The organism is Falsihalocynthiibacter sp. CO-5D18 (assembly GCF_041205445.1).
Taxonomy (GTDB): domain Bacteria; phylum Pseudomonadota; class Alphaproteobacteria; order Rhodobacterales; family Rhodobacteraceae; genus Falsihalocynthiibacter; species Falsihalocynthiibacter arcticus.
Genome location: NZ_JBGFCF010000009.1, coordinates 172,449 through 189,122 on the forward strand (window position 1 = coordinate 172,449; position 16,674 = coordinate 189,122).

Below are 16,674 nucleotides of genomic sequence, written 5' to 3' on the forward strand. Positions count from 1 at the left end.
GCATTTTATGGGATTTTCGCCAATGAAAACACCACGACAAACGCGCCTTGCTCAAACGCTTCCGGCCTCGGTGCCCTTCGTTGGGCCTGAAACCCAAGAACGCAAACGCGGCAAGGTTTTTGCAGCGCGGCTTGGCGCGAATGAGAGCGTTTTTGGCCCCTCACCCCGCGCCATTGCGGCGATGCAAAAAGCGGCCAAAGACGTCTGGATGTATGGCGACCCTGAAAGCTATGATTTAACCCACGCGCTGGCGAAAAAGCACGGTGTCGCGCCGGAAAATATTCTTGTCGGCGAAGGTATCGACGGGATTTTGGGCTATACGGTGCGCCTATTTTTGGAGCCGGGTGAAACGGTGGTGACCTCGGCGGGGGCCTATCCGACCCTCAATTATCACGTCGCGGGGTTTGGCGGAAATATCGTCACCGTGCCGTTTACCGGCGACCACGAAGACCCCAAAGCCCTTGTTGCGAAAGCCCATGAAGTGGGGGCGAAAATCGTCTATTTGGCCAATCCTGACAACCCGATGGGAACGTGGCATTACGGCCCGATGATTGACGACATGATCGCCGCCTTGCCCAAGGGCTGCCTGCTGATCTTAGATGAGGCCTATATCGAATTTGCGCCGCAACACACTGCGCCCGACTTGGATGTGACGAACCCGCAAGTCCTCAGAATGCGCACATTTTCAAAAGCTTATGGCATGGCGGGCGCGCGGGTTGGTTATGCGATTGGCCACGCAGAGAACATCCAAGCCTTCAACAAAATCCGCAACCATTTCGGCATGTCGCGCATCTCGCAGGCGGGTGCGCTTGAGGCATTTGCAGACACGACCTACCTTGCGGAGACCTTGGAAAAAGTCGCCCATGCCCGCGAGCACCTCTATCAGATTGCGCAGGAAAATGGCCTAACCGCCCTGCCCTCGGCTACGAATTTCGTCACGATGGATTGCGGGCGAGATGGCGCATTTGCCAAGCGGGTTTTGGCGGAACTTTTGGCGCGCGATATCTTTGTTCGCATGCCGTTTGTTGCCCCACAGGATCGGTGCATTCGCGTTTCAGCCGCCACCGAGACAGACCTCGCGCTGTTTGCGCGGGCCTTGCCCGAAGCGTTGCAAGCGGCCAGCCGTTAAGCCTCTGAGATCACCCGCGTTGCGGCCTCTAAAGCGCCGTTTCCATGGGGGATTTTCAACGCTTTGAGGCCTGCGTCGATGCAAGCGAGCGTGCCCAAAACCATATGCGCATTCACGTGGCCCATGTGTCCGATGCGGAAATACCCGTGCCATTCGGGGGAGCCGCCGGGCGCCATACCGAGGCCAATTCCAAGTGTCACGCCGAGGTTTTTGGTGAGGTAGTCGCGCAAGGCCGTACCGAGGGGGGCGTCTATTTTTACCGAGGTAACCGCATGGCTTCGCAGGGCTGGATCCGTGACATTCATCCGGATAGAGCCCTCCTGCCCCCATGCATCGAGTGCCGCCCAAACCGCGTTGGCGAGGATTTCATGGCGGCGATATGCGGAGTCTAAACCCTCTTCGTGGACCAACATATTGAGGGCTTCGCGCAGGGCAAAAAGATGGTGCGTGGGCGCGGTTCCGCAGAAATATTCATAGAATTCTTGCGGGTTGCCACGCACCGTCCAATCCCAATATTTGGAGATTTGACCTAAGGCTGCACGGGTTTTTTCGGCCTTGTCATTATAAAACACAAAGCCAATTCCGGGGGGAGTCATCAGGCCTTTTTGGCTGGCGGCAATCATGACGTCGACGCCCCATGCGTCCATTTGGAACTCTTCGCAGCCAAGGCTGGCGATGCAATCCACCATCAGGAGTGCCGGGTGACCGACGGCGTCAATTGTCTCGCGTAATGCCTTAATGTCGTTGCGGAAGGATGTGGATGTATCCACATGAACGGTGGTTACCGCTTTGATTTCATGGGCTGTATCCGCCCAAAGAGCGGCTGCAACTTGCGTCAAATCTAATGTGGAATGCAGCCCGAAATCCAGCACTTGGGTTTCAATCCCCATAGCCGTGGCCATTTCGCCCCAGCCAATGCCAAAGCGACCCGTCGCCAACACCAGCGCTTTATCCCCGCGTTTGAGCGTATTGGCGATGGCCGCTTCCCAGATACCGTGGCCGTTCGCGATATAAATCGCGGCGCGGTGACGTGTTCCGGCGATGGCTTTTAGATCGGGGATCAAGGTGGCGACCATCTCGACCAATGCGCCCGTATAGATATTGGGCGCGGGTTGGTGCATGGCTTGCAAAACGCGGTCTGGCATGACCGATGGGCCTGGAATGGCGAGGTAGTGGCGTCCGTTAGCAAGGCTCATTCTGGTCTCCGTCAATTGGCTATGGAACCCGCTTACTCGGGAAATTCCGACCCGTCAATCGCCGCCGCGCCTGTCTTGCGTTGACCACGTATCAGGGTTAAACAATTGTCTAGTCTAGCCGCGATTGAGAGACACTTTTGCCCCATTCTGCTCCTCGGAATCCCCCCCACGCTCCCACGCTTTCGGGCTATACATCGCGCGAATTGTTCCGCCGTTTATGGCATGATTATTTGCGCCGATATTCGGGTCTCATGCTGGTTGCGTTCTTTTTCATGGTTATTGAGGGCGGCTCGCTTGGGGTGTTGTCCTACTTGCTGCAACCAATGTTTGACCAGATTTTCATCGCGGGGGATTCTGCGGCTATTTGGCGGGTTGGGGGGCTTATCGTGGCCCTGTTTTTTGCGCGCGCGATTAGTAATCTTGTGCAAAAAACGCTGCTAACGACGGTTGCGCAGCGCACGTCCACGACCATGCAAAAAGAGCTTGTGGGGCATCTGATGACGCTTGATAGCCAGTTCTTTCAAAAGAACTCTCCCGGGGCGCTGATGGAGCGTGTTCAAGGCGATACGCTGGCGGTTCAAGGCGTTTGGAGCGTGATTATTTCGGGGGTCGGGCGCGATTTCATCTCGTTGCTTGCGCTTATGTATGTGGCGATCCAAGTGGACTTGATTTGGACCCTGATTTCCATTGCAGGCATCCCTCTGCTTCTTCTGCCGATGGTGGTATTGCAGAAATATATTCGTCGCAAAACCAATGCGTTACGGGTTGAGGCCAGTTTGCGCTCGACCCAACTCGACGAGATTTTTCACGGGATCAACCCGATCAAACTCAACGTCATGGAGAGCTATCAACAGAGCCGTTTCAACTATATTATTGGCCGCATTGTGCGGGCCGAAATCAAGACAGCCGCCGGACGGGCGTTTATTCCGTCGATGATTGATATCATGACGGGTTTTGGGTTCCTTGGCGTGTTGGTTTTTGGCGGCCAAGACATTGTGACGGGGGATAAAACCGTCGGCCAGTTCATGAGCTTTTTCTCGGCGATGGGTCTGACGTTTCAACCCATGCGGCGTTTGGGTTCCATCGCGGGCACATGGCAGGTTGCAGCGGCGAGTTTGCAACGTTTGTATACACTATTTGACGAGCGCCCGACCATCTTGTCGCCAGCCGTTTCAAAGGGAACCGAGGCATTTTCGGGTGATGTGACCCTGCGAAATGTTGAGTTTTCCTACGGCGATACGCCCGTTTTACATGATGTGAGTTTTGTGGCGAAAGCGGGCGAAACCACGGCACTTGTGGGGGCGTCGGGGGCGGGGAAAAGTACCGTTTTCAACCTCCTCACGCGCCTGATTGAGCCAACCAGTGGCGCGGTTTTGGTTGGGGGTGTGCCGGTTGCAGATTTTGATCTTTCTATCCTGCGGCATTCGTTTTCGGTGGTGTCACAGGACTCGCTTTTGTTTGACGAAACCTTGCGCGACAATGTTTTGATGGGGCACACGGATATTACAGAGGTAGACCTTGAACGCGCGCTTGAGGCGGCGCATGTGACGGATTTCCTTGGTCAGCTTCCCGATGGGCTGGCGAGCCCAGCTGGCCCCCGTGGTACGAACCTTTCTGGCGGTCAGCGGCAGCGGGTGGCCATTGCACGGGCCCTGTTGCGCCGCTCGCCAATACTGCTGCTGGATGAGGCAACATCCGCGCTGGATGCCAAATCCGAGGTCTTTGTGCAGTCGGCACTGGAGGAGCTTTCAAAGGGGCACACGGCGATTGTGATTGCGCATCGCCTCTCGACGGTACGAAATGCGCATAAAATTGTCGTTATGGATCAGGGGCGCGTGGTTGAAGAAGGCACGCACGATGAACTTTTAGCCCGATCGGGGACCTATGCGGCGCTCTATGCCATGCAATTCAAAACCGAGGAAGACGTTACTTCTTAGCGTAGGACTGCGCTAATTTCTTTGGGTCAGCGCCCAATTTATAGCGCAGAAGTGTCGTTAGATTTCGCAGGGAACGTTTGGCATAGCCTTGTTCGCGGTAACGTGCGGCGCTGGTTTGAGACTGAAAACCGCCGCGTTTGAGCCGCCCTTTGAGGGCTTTGGCGAGGGCGACATCTTCCATGAGCGGAATGTCAGGATAGCCGCCGACCTCGTCGTATAAAGCCCGCGAAATCAGTAGGGTTTGATCGCCATAGGGCAGCCCAAAAAGGCGGGACCGCAAGTTGGCGCCACGGGCCGTCATCCGCGCCATCATGGCGTCATCGCGTAAAACCAGATCGCCGTATCCAGCATCCGTTTCCTGCGCGATAAACCTTGAGACATGCGCGCTCCACCCCTCCGAGAGATGGGAATCGGCATGGAGGAAGAGCAGCCATTCGCCCGAACAGGCCGCCGCCCCAAGGGAGAGTTGCGCCCCCCGCCCCACCGCGCCAGAAACGACCTCGGCCCCCGAAAGTTGTGCGATTTCAACGGTATCATCAGATGAGCTTGCGTCGGAAATCATCAGTTCGCGGATCAAACCTGCATTCAACCCCTCCATCAAACAGGCAAGGGTCGGAGCCAATTCTGAGCCTGCGTTCAATGTCGGGATCACAATGGAGAGAGGGGCGCGCATCTTGGACCTTTTCACTAAATTTGGCGCTGTTCCCTGCGCCCAATCACCTATATTGAATAAGGTCTAGAATGAGGAGCGGAATATGTCGCAAGCTGATCGCAAGATTTTTACAATTTCGGGAGCCGACCGTGTGGAGTTTCTGCAGGGGCTGGTGACCAACGATGTGGCGCGGGGCGGGCTGATTTATACGGCGCTGCTGACGCCACAGGGCAAATACCTCGCGGATTTCTTTTTGATGGTGCGGGTGGATGATATTTTGCTGGACGTAAATGCGCAAATCGCAGATGCGGTGGTGCAACGCTTGAGCATGTATAAATTGCGCGCTGACGTGCAGATTTCACCTAGTGACCTCAAGGTTTCCAACGGGTTTGGCGCGGCACCAGAGGGAGCGGTTGCCGACCCGCGCCATGTGGATCTTGGCTGGCGGTCCTACGGGACGGGGGTGCAGGTTGCGGCGAACCTCACGGCGCAGCGTGTGGCTCATTGCATCCCTGAGACGAGCATTGAGTTGACCCCTGACACGTATATCCTTGAAGCCGGATTCGAACGCTTCAACGGTGTGGATTTCAAAAAGGGCTGTTATGTCGGCCAAGAGGTCACAGCGCGGATGAAGCATAAAACCGAGCTGCGCAAAGGCTTGGCAACGGTTTCGATTGACGGCGCGGCCCCCATTGGCACAGAGATCACCCGCGAGGGCAAGACGGTCGGAACACTGTATTCTCAAGCCGATGGACGCGCCATTGCCTATCTGCGGTTTGATCGGGCGATTGGTGAAATGCAGGCGGGTACGGCGACCCTGACCTATAACGCGACATCATAGGGTAACGCGCCCCCCTCGCAGGGGCGCGATTGGAACAAGCGTTAGGACGCGCGTTCGGAATATTCCATGGCAACGGTGTCGACGACAACGTTTTCGCCCTGTCCCACAAACGGCGGTACCATGATTTTGATACCGTTGTCCAAGATCGCAGGTTTAAAGGAATTCGCGGCGGTCTGGCCTTTGACAACAGGCTCGGTCTCGACGATTTCGCAAATCACTTTTTGCGGCACGCGGGCGTTCAAGGCTTCTTCGTCATAAAATTCGATGACAACCGTCATGCCGTCTTGCAAAAACGGGCGACGCTCGCCGAGAAGATCCGAGGGCAATTCGATTTGATCGAAGGTTTCAACGTCCATGAACACCAACATTCCGTCGTTTTCATAGAGAAACTGCTGATCTTTTTGCTCAAGACGAACACGCTCAACCTTATCGGCGCTGCGGAAACGCTCGTTCAGCTTGGAACCGTTACGCAGGTTCTTGAGTTCCACTTGCGCGAAAGCTCCGCCTTTTCCTGGCTTTACGTGATCTACCTTTACGGCAACCCACAAACCCTCGTTGTGATCAAGCACATTTCCGGGGCGAATTTCGTTTCCGTTTATTTTTGGCATGGTAATTCTCGTCTCGGAGGGTTGATGTAAACAATGGTGTACCTATATATTGGCCAAGGTTGGCTGACAAGGCGACTATATCGATGTTTATTGAAATAAAGCTATGCGTGGAGCGCATATCTGGTATTCCAAATGAGAAATACCGAATCGTCAAAAAACCGTCATATTCGCCGAACGCTCAAAAGTACAAGTGCAATATTTAAAAGGGGATGCCCAAATGGCTGATTTCGTTGATGGCACCGCTTTCAACCACGAACAAGGGAACCGCTCGCGAAAGCTTTTCGCGGCTGTTGTTTTGGCTGCGTTGGATGATGCGATTGCAGACGATAAGAAATACGGGAATGGTCCTGAGCAAATTGCTCGCTGGGCACGTTCACGTGATGGCCGCGAGGTTTTGTCCTGCGCGGGTATCGATCCAAACGAACGCGTTGTCACAGGCTTGATGAGCTTTGTGTCCAATGGTGTTCGGACTTCTGTTGCTCTTTCTCGTGAAGAAAGCGACCGTCGTAATCAACAGGCTGAAGCCGCTTAAGGCTTTGACTACCAGTTTTGCTGAGCGCGCCCTTAAGGGCGCGTTTTGCGTTTTTAGGTTAAAAACGTTGCACATGCTGCCTGATTTGGTGTTTCTAGGACAAAGAATTTTTGGGGACAGATTTGGCCAAAGCGATCATGATTCAAGGGGCTGGCTCTAACGTCGGCAAGTCGATGCTTGTCGCGGGGCTTGCCCGTGCCTTCACGCGACGCGGGTTAATCGTGCGCCCGTTTAAGCCGCAAAACATGTCCAACAATGCAGCCGTAACGCTGGATGGTGGCGAGATTGGTCGCGCCCAAGCGCTTCAGGCTATGGCGTGCCACACGCCCCCCATCATTGATATGAACCCCGTTTTGCTCAAGCCCGAGTCCGATACAGGCGCGCAAGTTGTGGTTCAGGGCAAGAGATTTGCCACTATGAAGGCCCGCGATTATGGGCGCGCCAAGGTACAACTTCTGCCTGCGGTGCTTGAAAGTTTTCATCGCCTTGCCGCCTCCTGTGATTTGGTCCTCATTGAAGGCGCTGGCAGCCCTGCGGAAATCAACCTGCGCGATGGCGACATTGCCAACATGGGATTCGCCGAAGCGGCTTCGGTTCCGGTTATTTTGATCGGCGACATCGACCGCGGTGGGGTTATTGCGCAAATTGTTGGGACAAAGGTTGTTTTATCAACCTCGGATTCGGCGCGGATCAAGGGGTTTGCTGTGAATAAATTTCGCGGGGATCCCAGCTTGTTTGACGCGGGTGTGACGGCGATCGAAAGCCGCACCGGTTGGCCCTCACTGGGGGTTGTGCCGTGGTTTGAGGGCGCGTGGCGTCTGCCCGCCGAGGATGTGATGGATATTGCGACCCGTAAGGGCGGCGCGTTCAAAATCGCCGTGCCGCGCTTATCGCGCATTGCGAATTTCGACGATCTTGATCCTTTGGTTGCGGAACCCTCAGTTACAGTTGAGATAATCGAGGCGGGACGCCCCCTGCCCGCCGATGCTGACCTGATTTTGATACCCGGCACGAAATCCACCATTGCCGATCTCGCGTTCTTTCGAGCCCAAGGATGGGACATTGATTTGGCCGCACATATCCGGCGCTCGGGGGCGGTTCTGGGTATTTGCGGCGGCTATCAAATGTTGGGAAAAGAGATTGTCGACGAGGACGGTATCGAAGGCACGCCCTCCCGCGTCGAAGGCCTCGGCCACCTCGACATCACCACCCATATGAAGCCTGAAAAGCGCGTGGCATTAACCAAAGCGACCCACATCGAAAGCGGCTGCGCGGTTGAGGGGTATGAAATTCATATCGGGGAAACCAACGGGCCAGATTGCGCGTTTGCGTGGCTGGAAATTGACGGACGGGCCGAAGGGGCCGCGCGGGGGCGGGTTCAGGGATGCTATCTGCATGGCATTTTCGCTTCAAACGCGTTTCGAGCGGCCTATTTGAGGCACCTTGGCGCACCAGTTGAGATGCGCGATCACACTGCAGATGTGGAAAAAACGCTCGACGCGCTTGCTGCGCATTTAGAAATGCACATGGATCTGGCGAAAATTCTGGACCTCGCGGACGAGGTTTAGCTCATTCGAACTCTTGGCTTGAGATAATCCGATGAATTTCACGGCGGACCAATTTGCGCACATTGCGGGTAATGCGCTCGCCCAAAGCCCCTTGCAACTCTTGGCGGACAATCTCCGACACCAAATCCCTGAGCGCATCTTCGTCGATAGGCAGATCATTGACCCCGAAATCGCGATCCAACGCTTCTTGGAGATCGTCAGGTTCGGAATGAGCGAAACTTGGTGCAGGATCCTCGTCTTCTTCAAAATCATCTACGCCCACGGGTGCCGCGTGACGCCGCACAAAGTCAGGATCGACCTCTTGTGGCCCCGCATCAAGCTCGATGACTTCAGGCTCGGCAACCAGCGCTTCAAGCTTGGTGCGCCCATCCGCATCTTGCCACTGAAGCGGTTCATTTTCCGGAATAGACCCGACTTCCTCGCTTCCATCAGGCTCAAACACGCTTCCCTGCTTGGAAATTGCGGCCTCTAGCTCAGCGATGGTCGCTTTGAGCGAGGACTGGCGGATCAGGGAAGCTGAAATAGCGTCAGCTTGCGCCGCCATTTCAGATTCAACTTCAACGCGGGTTTTAAGCGACTGCTGAACGAGGCTTTCGACTGCCACGTTTGGCGTATTTTCTTGAGGGGTCTCGTCTAAGGTTTTTTGCCATGCCCCAAGAACCAAAACCTCAAGGTTTTCCTTGGGAGCCTCATCGGGGAGGAGATGCAAACGCGTCACAGAAGCTTTTGGCGGCTTATCCACAGAATCAGCGCCGCTGACAGGCGCGTCAATCAACGATTCGAGTTCAGGATCAAAGGCTTCTGCAGCCCACTTCTCGCGATTTGGATCAACCCGAAAAGCGGGTATCAACACAAGGCGATCATCACTGTCTTCTTGTGGTAGGGCCGTTGAAACGCCTTGTTTCTCGGGGTTTTCCTCGGCAACATTTTCGTGCCGACTGTCCTCTTTGAACAAGCGTCTGATGGACGACAAAACGTCCTCAATTTCAATATTTGCAACTGGGTCGGACATGAATTACCTGCTATCGCCTCATGAATGAGTTTACCCGTTTTCGCAAATTTTCACAACAGATAGCGCCAATTCTACTCTTTTCCCAAGCCTTTGAGGACACGGTCCAGCGCCTTCCCCTGCTTACTATACCCAGAGGGCGCATTTTCGACAGCGTTGTAATAGACCGAAGGGTCATAGATTTGGACCTTAAGCTTCAAGTGCTCGGCGGTTAGCAACCCCATTTGAGCCAGCAAAGCATAGTCGGCAAGATAGCGAATTGTATTCGCCACGATCACATCCGCTTTTGCATCCAAGACTTCTTGCTCGGCGTTCAAAACATCCAATGTGGTGCGCGCGCCCAAGGCGGCCTCTTCGCGTGTGCCATCAAAGGCAGATTGCGCCGCGACGACCTGCGCTTGCCGTGATGACAGACTTGCTTCTGAAACCAACAACCGCGCCCATGCGGTCCCAACGTTTTGTTGCACCGCAAGGCTTACCAAATGAAGTTGGGCACGTTCAGCTTGGACCGCAGCAAGCGCTTGCCGCGCGAGCGAAGGAAGACGGCCACCTTGATAAATCGGGCCCGAAAGTTCGAGGGATACAACAGCACTTGAACTGTCGTATTCATTCCAAACGCCATTCAAACCCGCCCGCGCCGCGCCATTTAACGTCGGGTATTTCAACCGTTCTGCCCGTTCTTCATTCAATTCGGCAACTTTAATTGTTCGCTGAACGGCTTTCAAATCCGGATGATTTCTAAGCGCCACGTCCCGCGCTGCGTCAAGAGAAGTCGCAACTTTGGGGGCACGCGGAGGGCTGGCCAAAGTCGATGGATAGTGGCCAATCGCAGAATTATAAACTTCTCGCGATACGGCAACTTCGCCCTTGGCCTCCGCCAAACCTGCCTGCGCCGCCGCTAAGCGGGCTTCGGCGTTCGAAACATCCGTGCGCGTCACTTCGCCCACTTCAAAGCGATCCTGAGCAGCCTTAAGTTCTTGCCCAATAACCCGAAGGTTATTCTGGCGAAGATCGACAAATTCAAGATCTTCTGAAAGGGACAAAAATGCGTTAATCGCGTTAAAGAGCACTTGTTGCTCGATACCGATCAAGTTTTCGCGCGCCGCGAGCACCGATTCTTTTGAGGCTTTAACAGCTAGTTGATTGCGCCCGAAATCATAGAGGGTCATTTCCGCGACAAGGTTTAGCCCTGTCCCAAGACCATCAGAGTATCCGCCAAGATTTGGGCGCTCGAGGTCAGAGTACGAGTAATCAAGAGACGCAATATAAGACAAGGTCGGACGCAATGCCGCAACCGATTGCGCGACATCCTCATCCGCAGCCCGCAAAAGCGCCCGGTTTTGTTCTAGCAATCCACTATTATTATAGGCGGAAACAAGGGCGTCGGCCAATGTCTCGGCACGACTGGCGATTGTAGAAGACATGAGAATCGCGACCGTGAACCCGATCACCTTTTTCATTTTCTGCCCACTCATACCACGCTCCAAAATTGTGCTGGGCTTGCTGCCCTTTGGTTGTATTTTTCTTGTTAGCCGCCAAAAGGAGCCTACAAAACAAACTCTTGCTTGTGCTGGAAGCCCGCCAAAACCGGAGCGGAAGCATTGAACGCCCGACGCCAGTTGATGTTTGCGCCGTGACGTACGCCGATACGAACCTCGCCCAATGCGCCCTCCATAAAGAGCGCGGCAATACGGCCACCGTCTTTGAGTTGCGCCGTCAAAGCTTCGGGAATAATCTCAACGCCACCTTCGATAACGATCACATCATAAGGACCGTGCTTTGCGTCGCCCAGTTCAAGCGCGCCAGCCACGACAGCCGCGTTATCAACACCGTTTTCCGACAACGCGCGCTGCGCCTCCTCGGCTTGTGTTTCATCGCTTTCAACTGCAACCACGGTATCGCCGAGGCGCGCCAGCAACGCTGCCGAGTATCCAAGGCCACAGCCGATATCGAGAATGAGGTCATCCTTGCGCACATCCAGGGCGTCCAACAATTTCCCCATGGTACGTGGTTCAAACACGACACGTCCCACGCCAAGCGACAGATTTCCGTCCAGATAAGCTGCTTGGCGCAACCCCTCTGGCACGTATTTCTCGCGTTCGACATCCAGCATAGCTGCAATAATTGGGAATTTCGTTACATCAGACGGGCGAACTTGCGTATCAACCATCATTGTGCGGCGGGTCATAAAATTAGTCATGGACTAAACTCGTTCGTCTAGTTTCGTTTAAACAGTCTTGCCACAGATCGCCACGCTGGGCAAGACACCCTCTCCACACAATGATGCGGAATGTCTCTTATTTTCGACAGAGCCGCGTTTCACGGGGCGATATTGCGAAGGGCGCGCAAAAGAGCACTTGATACGCACCACAATCCCCCCTAAATAGCGTCCAAGACCACCACGGCGGCGAGTTGGCGGAGTGGTTACGCAGCGGATTGCAAATCCGTGTACAGGAGTTCGATTCTCCTACTCGCCTCCATTTATTTTCAAACACTTGCGCAATCTCTCCGATTGCGAGGGGTGCGCCGTTTACACCAGCGTTTACAGTTTTGTTCATGATGCACCCCCTTTTGCCACAGCAAGTTTGACCAAAACAGCGTCGGTTTCGTCGGGTGAAACGCGAGCATAGTTTTCAATCACATTTGCAGCGTAGCGAATTGACCAGCCCATATGGTTGGCAATCTGCGCTAGAGAAAGGTCCACGTTAAGTAAAAGCGTTGCGGCAGTCCCGCGCGCGTCATACAGACGCAACTCGTCGGACAGTTGGGCTTTGTCACGCCATTGGCGGACACCCTCAGACGCACGATGTGGCGTCAAAGCATTTCCGTTTGCATTGGCTAGAATCAGCATGCGATCGTGTGGTGTCGCGTCAATAACCTCTGCCATTGCGGGTGTGATCGGAATATGAGCAAGTCGCTTCCGTTTATTAGTTCTTACCCGCAACCGACGTCCTTTTGGAGTATCTTCGACATGAGCTTTGGTCAACTTTATAAGGTCCGCGGGCCGCAAACCCGTTTCGCAAGCCGCGCAGAGTATTCTACGTACCCAATCAGGAGCTAGTGCGTCAAACGCTTCACGATCGGACTGCGTCCAGACAATTTCTGAGCGATCCACTTCATAAATACGACGGAGTTTGTGGCAGTGATGTTCAGTGAGTTTTCCCTCTTCAACCGCCCAATTAAGGATGCGGACGGCATGGGTACCTCCCATGTCGTGCTGCTTCGGGGAATGCTTCCAAAGCGCGCGCCAGTTGTTTAGCTCGCCTCTTGAACCGCGCTCTTCAAAAATGATAGCCGGAGCTGCCTTAAAGTGTTCTGCGAAACGCAGTGCCCACTTACGGATATCTGATTGTGATCGTTCACCTTTAGGCATAGCGGTGCTGGATAGAAATTCATCAACCATCTGGTGGACCATGTAATCTAATGGCTTTGGCTGGGCTGTCGCACTAGCAAGCTCTCGATAGAATTCGGAATCAGTCGGCTTGCGAAGGGAGTCCTGCCAAAATTTAGGTCCTCCGCGCCATGCATAAAAATGAAAGCGGCTCTTACCGTTCGCTAGTTTGCGACGAACACGATGCACACGTTTAGGCAAATCAGGTTGCGGCATATTCTACTTTCCATTTCTCGAGAGGCGTCATGGCCGGCGCGCCGACATTTGCTCCGCAGGCAGCAGTGACAAGGAAACGACGACCGTCAGCAGTTTCTATTTCAACGGAGACCTGATCAAACCCAGACTCTTTTGCAGCCTCGAAGGCTGGCGTAAAATCTGATTTTCGGCATGCTGCGGGGCTCCGTCCCATTATTTAGCCTCATAGTGACTGCTGAAAAGGTCATCGACTTCACGGAGATATTTCCCTACCTCCACCAGGATGATTGCTCCGCCAAATTGAGACAGGAGTGCAGGGATATCTAGATCCTTATATTTGTTGGCTGTGACCATCTGTCCGAAGGAGTATGGAGGAAACGCCATCAATTCAATCGACGGAAGCCCTATGCAATAATCTTCGATCGCCACCTCAGCCCACATTGCGACTTCTGAAGGTTTAACACCGGCTTTGACCAAGGCGCCAACAAGGGCTAATTCCATCACATTCTTGCGAGTAAATTCGCGAGCCCTGCCTTTTGTAGTTGGCGCGTATTTGGTGCGCAGCTGAACACTTGGACGGGCAATCCAGTTTTCAACGTCCGCGCGGCTCAATCCAAATTTTTTAATAAAAGTCTTCATCTGCATTCCACAACCTCCGTCATTAACTGAAGCTTAGCATCAGAGACCGACTCAGTCAATGACTTAGGTTTACTGCGCTCATTTCTAGGCAACTTATTCTACGCCCTGCTTTTGCATGCGCGACACCAGAGCATCACTGATTTCCGCGATGACTACCGGAAAAAGTAAAAGGATGGTTGAAGATGGAGAAGGACTTCACGCCCATGCCTGATGACGGCGGATGGTTCCAAGTGGTTTGGAATCAACAACCTCTATATGGAAGTTTTGAGTTGGGAAAAAGTGAAATGGTCCGGCAAATTCGGACAGCGTGCTAAGATATATCCAACACGAATGAATGGATACGAGAATGACGATGTGACGGAACTTTTCAGACAAGTTTAAGGTTGCTGTGGCGCTTGAGGCGCTGCGTGGCAACAAGACAGTTCAGGAGATCTCGACTATCAATTGCACTTAGCGGACCTGAAGGTGAGGCCGGAATTTACGCAGTCAAGTTAACTGATTAAACTCAACAATATTATGAATTTATCCGGTACTTTGGAGCGAATTTGAACTACCCACACAGAGATTTTCAACCCTGTGAACTTTCGTAATCATCGTGACAAAATTACGTTGTCTGACTAGGCTACGGTATGAGTGATAAAGCTAATCCTTCGATATCAGTTCGAGCTGCTAGAGCTACGGGGCGCTCAGCGCTTTTTTTAACAAAGGTAACCGGAAAGGCAGGATGGGCAGTTGCCAAACCCCTAGGGAGGCAGACCGGTAAACTGGCTGTAAAAGGCGGTCGAGCTGTAAAAGAGAAAGCGAACGTAAAAGTTGCTGAGTACGAACTCAGGCACGCGGACTATACCCGAGAGAATTTTTACGAAAAGAGCGCTGCAACTCTCGAAGACCTTGTCGACGCCTTATTAATTGAGAAAAGCGGGACGTCAGCGAGAGTCGTTAGAGCTCTCTCTGCAAAGCTTGGTGCCGCGGGTGCAACAGTTGGAATATTTTCAATTGCGTCCCTGCTTGGGACAGCGAGTACTGGAACAGCAATATCTTCACTTTCTGGCGCGGCCTTTAATAGCGCTGCGTTGGCTTGGATTGGTGGAAGCGTCGTAACGGGCGGTTGGATTGTTCTGGGTGCCGTCGCAGTAGGTTCAGTTGCGGCTTATTACGGGTCCTTGAAGTTGCTTGGTAAATGGACCGGCAAGAGACGTAAGAAAAAAGCGCTAGATACTCAGGAAAAACACTTTGTCGAAACATGCCTGATGTTGGCTACAGCTTTTCGAGAGCGAGTCGAACAAAAAGCTGCTTTGGATCAAATTACTGCGGAGGCTTTGCACCACAACCTATCGCAAGAACTTATCCAACAGTTGGATGTCTGCATCGCCAAGGTGGCAGAATGGCCAAGTATTCCTCTCAACCGGCTTGAAATTTCCAAAGTAAAACTGGAGAAACTTTTAGAATCTTTGACAGAGGTAAATGATAAGCCATCTGCGGTGCAAAAAGGGTCGATAGCAAGCGGCCCCATTCTGACAGGTGTTGTTTCTGCCACCATTATAAAATTGATGGCATTAAACCCGCCATCTTTTAGCGACGATGAGCAATTGGTTTTGCAAGCCTTACGAAGGTCTAAGAATAGCCTTGCGGATGCTAGTGACTTTGAGCTGTCAAAATACGTTCACTCACTACCAGTCGAGCAAATTGCAGGATTAAAGAACAACGTGAAGGGCATTTATCACGAGCTTGCATTCCAGCGCCATGAGAACCTCGATGGTGACGAATATATCGTAGAGCTGTTTGACGAAACGAACCACGCAGGGGCGGATGTCCGTATCATTAATGTAGAGACAGGAGATGTTTCCGAGGTTCAACTCAAAGCGACAAATTACGCATCGTATGTACGGGAACATAATGAGAAGTACGAAAACATAGATGTCCTTACAACTAGCGAAGTCGCGATGGATTCATCGGAATGGTCTTCGTCGGGGTTCAGCAACGAAGGTTTGACAGCTGATACAACTTCAACTCTAAATTTACTCGATGAGGGTGCCGATGCCGGCATTGCAGAAAGTATGGGGGTCGCCGCGATGGTGACACTTGCTGCCAATGCGAAATCTATGTTGAAAGGAGAAGCTCTTTCGACAGAAGCCAAGCAAAGGATAATTCAAGATGGTGTTGTTGCGGCAAGCGTTGCAGGTCTGGTTCAGCTAATCCTTTAGATGCGCAATGCAATAAAATGACGCGATGCCCATAACTCAGCAATCGTGCATCCCAATAATTGGCACATATATACATTTAGCCATAGGCAGTAGCTTTAGCGCACAACAGAAGCAGCCTAGATGAACGCTGCTCCCTATTACAGACGCTTAGTAGGACTGCGAGTGGGGCTAGCCTCCGCCTTGTTCGAGCAAGTGTTTGAAGTATAGCCATTTTATGAGTTTAAGTGGGGCACCCGAGAGCGAGTAAAACGCGGAGCAATGAGCGACGATTGCAGCGCATGCGAAAACACCTATTCTTGCGAGAAACTCGTTTGTAGCTTCCATAGACAAACTTCATTCCAAGATTGGTCAACTGGTGGTGGAGCGCGATTTTTTGAAACGCGCCTGGGATCGTTGAGCAAGGATCGCAGGCGGATGTGCATTGAGAGAAATCGCCCGAAGATCAGTTTGCGGCGGCAATGCCAGATGTTGTCGCTGTCACGCTCGAGTCTGTATGGTCTTGCCACGGTTTAATTCCGGTCTCTTTCGAGCAATGTTTGGACCTGTCGCGCTTTAGTGCCGCCCCAAGTGCTCGTTTAAGCCACTTTCCGTTCGAAAGCGACGGGACTTTTCCATCCCAGTGCTGAATGGCGCCGTCGCGGATTGTAGAACCGGTAATCCCCCCATTTCTAATGGGGTGCGGCTGTAGAACTTACGCGGCCATTTTCAGTTTCTGGGCGGGGGTCATGCCGCCTATGCCCATATTCGGGCGGTCATTGTTGTAAGTCCATAGC

General features: G+C 53.1%; 15 protein-coding genes and 1 tRNA gene. 7 read left to right on the top strand and 9 right to left on the bottom strand.

Going from position 1 to position 16,674, the window contains the following annotated elements; genetic code table 11:
• The first annotated feature begins 22 nt into the window (after nt 1-22).
• Complete coding sequence (locus AB9F27_RS13555; protein WP_335584695.1) at nt 23-1,129, top strand: pyridoxal phosphate-dependent aminotransferase; 1,107 nt, start codon at nt 23-25, stop codon at nt 1,127-1,129.
• Here AB9F27_RS13555 and AB9F27_RS13560 read toward each other — a convergent pair.
• Nucleotides 1,126-2,325 carry an alanine--glyoxylate aminotransferase family protein gene (locus tag AB9F27_RS13560; RefSeq protein WP_369757839.1) on the bottom strand — a complete coding sequence of 400 codons (1,200 nt, stop codon included), beginning with the start codon at nt 2,323-2,325 and terminating at the stop codon, nt 1,126-1,128. The genes AB9F27_RS13555 and AB9F27_RS13560 overlap by 4 nt on opposite strands.
• A gap of 251 nt (nt 2,326-2,576) precedes the next feature.
• Here AB9F27_RS13560 and AB9F27_RS13565 point away from each other — a divergent pair, with 251 nt between their 5' ends.
• On the top strand, nt 2,577-4,262 hold the full coding sequence (locus AB9F27_RS13565) for an ABC transporter ATP-binding protein (protein ID WP_335584737.1): 1,686 nt from the start codon (nt 2,577-2,579) through the stop codon (nt 4,260-4,262).
• Here AB9F27_RS13565 and AB9F27_RS13570 read toward each other — a convergent pair.
• Nucleotides 4,252-4,935 carry a TIGR04283 family arsenosugar biosynthesis glycosyltransferase gene (locus AB9F27_RS13570; protein WP_335584693.1) on the bottom strand — a complete coding sequence of 228 codons (684 nt, stop codon included), beginning with the start codon at nt 4,933-4,935 and terminating at the stop codon, nt 4,252-4,254. The two genes, AB9F27_RS13565 and AB9F27_RS13570, sit on opposite strands and share 11 nt — an antisense overlap.
• 82 nt (nt 4,936-5,017) lie before the next feature.
• Between AB9F27_RS13570 and AB9F27_RS13575 the strand changes: the two genes are divergently transcribed.
• A complete protein-coding gene (locus tag AB9F27_RS13575; RefSeq protein WP_335584692.1) occupies nt 5,018-5,755 on the top strand; it encodes a folate-binding protein in 738 nt (245 codons plus the stop codon).
• A gap of 41 nt (nt 5,756-5,796) precedes the next feature.
• On the opposite strand, the gene efp is transcribed toward AB9F27_RS13575, so the two are convergent.
• Nucleotides 5,797-6,363 (bottom strand): elongation factor P, encoded by a 567-nt coding sequence (gene efp / locus AB9F27_RS13580; protein ID WP_039004621.1) that lies wholly within the window; start codon nt 6,361-6,363, stop codon nt 5,797-5,799.
• 217 nt (nt 6,364-6,580) lie between these two features.
• Between efp and AB9F27_RS13585 the strand changes: the two genes are divergently transcribed.
• Together AB9F27_RS13585 and AB9F27_RS13590 are read left to right on the top strand one after the other, a co-directional pair.
• Complete coding sequence (locus AB9F27_RS13585) at nt 6,581-6,895, top strand: DUF6280 family protein (protein ID WP_039004620.1); 315 nt, start codon at nt 6,581-6,583, stop codon at nt 6,893-6,895.
• A gap of 122 nt (nt 6,896-7,017) precedes the next feature.
• Nucleotides 7,018-8,463 (top strand): cobyric acid synthase, encoded by a 1,446-nt coding sequence (locus AB9F27_RS13590; protein WP_335584691.1) that lies wholly within the window; start codon nt 7,018-7,020, stop codon nt 8,461-8,463.
• 1 nt (nt 8,464) lies between these two features.
• Here the strand turns inward: AB9F27_RS13590 and AB9F27_RS13595 are convergent, their stop codons facing one another.
• The 3 genes from AB9F27_RS13595 to AB9F27_RS13605 form a co-directional block, all read right to left on the bottom strand.
• Nucleotides 8,465-9,475, bottom strand: a complete 1,011-nt coding sequence (locus AB9F27_RS13595) for a hypothetical protein (protein WP_335584690.1) — start codon at nt 9,473-9,475, stop codon at nt 8,465-8,467.
• Between the two features lie 71 nt (nt 9,476-9,546).
• Entirely contained in the window at nt 9,547-10,947 is a 1,401-nt protein-coding gene (locus tag AB9F27_RS13600; RefSeq protein ID WP_335584689.1) for a TolC family outer membrane protein, read from the bottom strand.
• 71 nt (nt 10,948-11,018) lie between these two features.
• A complete protein-coding gene (locus AB9F27_RS13605) occupies nt 11,019-11,672 on the bottom strand; it encodes a protein-L-isoaspartate O-methyltransferase (protein ID WP_039004617.1) in 654 nt (217 codons plus the stop codon).
• 206 nt (nt 11,673-11,878) lie between these two features.
• On the opposite strand from AB9F27_RS13605, the gene AB9F27_RS13610 reads away from it, so the two are divergent.
• A tRNA-Cys gene (locus AB9F27_RS13610) sits at nt 11,879-11,952 on the top strand.
• 74 nt (nt 11,953-12,026) lie between these two features.
• Here AB9F27_RS13610 and AB9F27_RS13615 read toward each other — a convergent pair.
• The 3 genes from AB9F27_RS13615 to AB9F27_RS13625 are packed head-to-tail and all read right to left on the bottom strand — an operon-like array spanning nt 12,027 to nt 13,703.
• Nucleotides 12,027-13,079 carry a tyrosine-type recombinase/integrase gene (locus AB9F27_RS13615; protein ID WP_369757840.1) on the bottom strand — a complete coding sequence of 351 codons (1,053 nt, stop codon included), beginning with the start codon at nt 13,077-13,079 and terminating at the stop codon, nt 12,027-12,029.
• Nucleotides 13,066-13,272: a hypothetical protein gene (locus tag AB9F27_RS13620; protein WP_369757841.1), complete on the bottom strand. Its 207-nt coding sequence runs from the start codon at nt 13,270-13,272 to the stop codon at nt 13,066-13,068. Before AB9F27_RS13620 ends, AB9F27_RS13615 begins: the two co-directional genes overlap by 14 nt.
• Nucleotides 13,272-13,703, bottom strand: a complete 432-nt coding sequence (locus AB9F27_RS13625; RefSeq protein WP_369757842.1) for a hypothetical protein — start codon at nt 13,701-13,703, stop codon at nt 13,272-13,274. The genes AB9F27_RS13620 and AB9F27_RS13625 overlap by 1 nt, the downstream gene beginning before the upstream one ends.
• A gap of 623 nt (nt 13,704-14,326) precedes the next feature.
• Between AB9F27_RS13625 and AB9F27_RS13630 the strand changes: the two genes are divergently transcribed.
• A complete protein-coding gene (locus AB9F27_RS13630) occupies nt 14,327-15,901 on the top strand; it encodes a hypothetical protein (RefSeq protein WP_369757843.1) in 1,575 nt (524 codons plus the stop codon).
• The last annotated feature ends 773 nt before the right edge of the window (nt 15,902-16,674 follow it).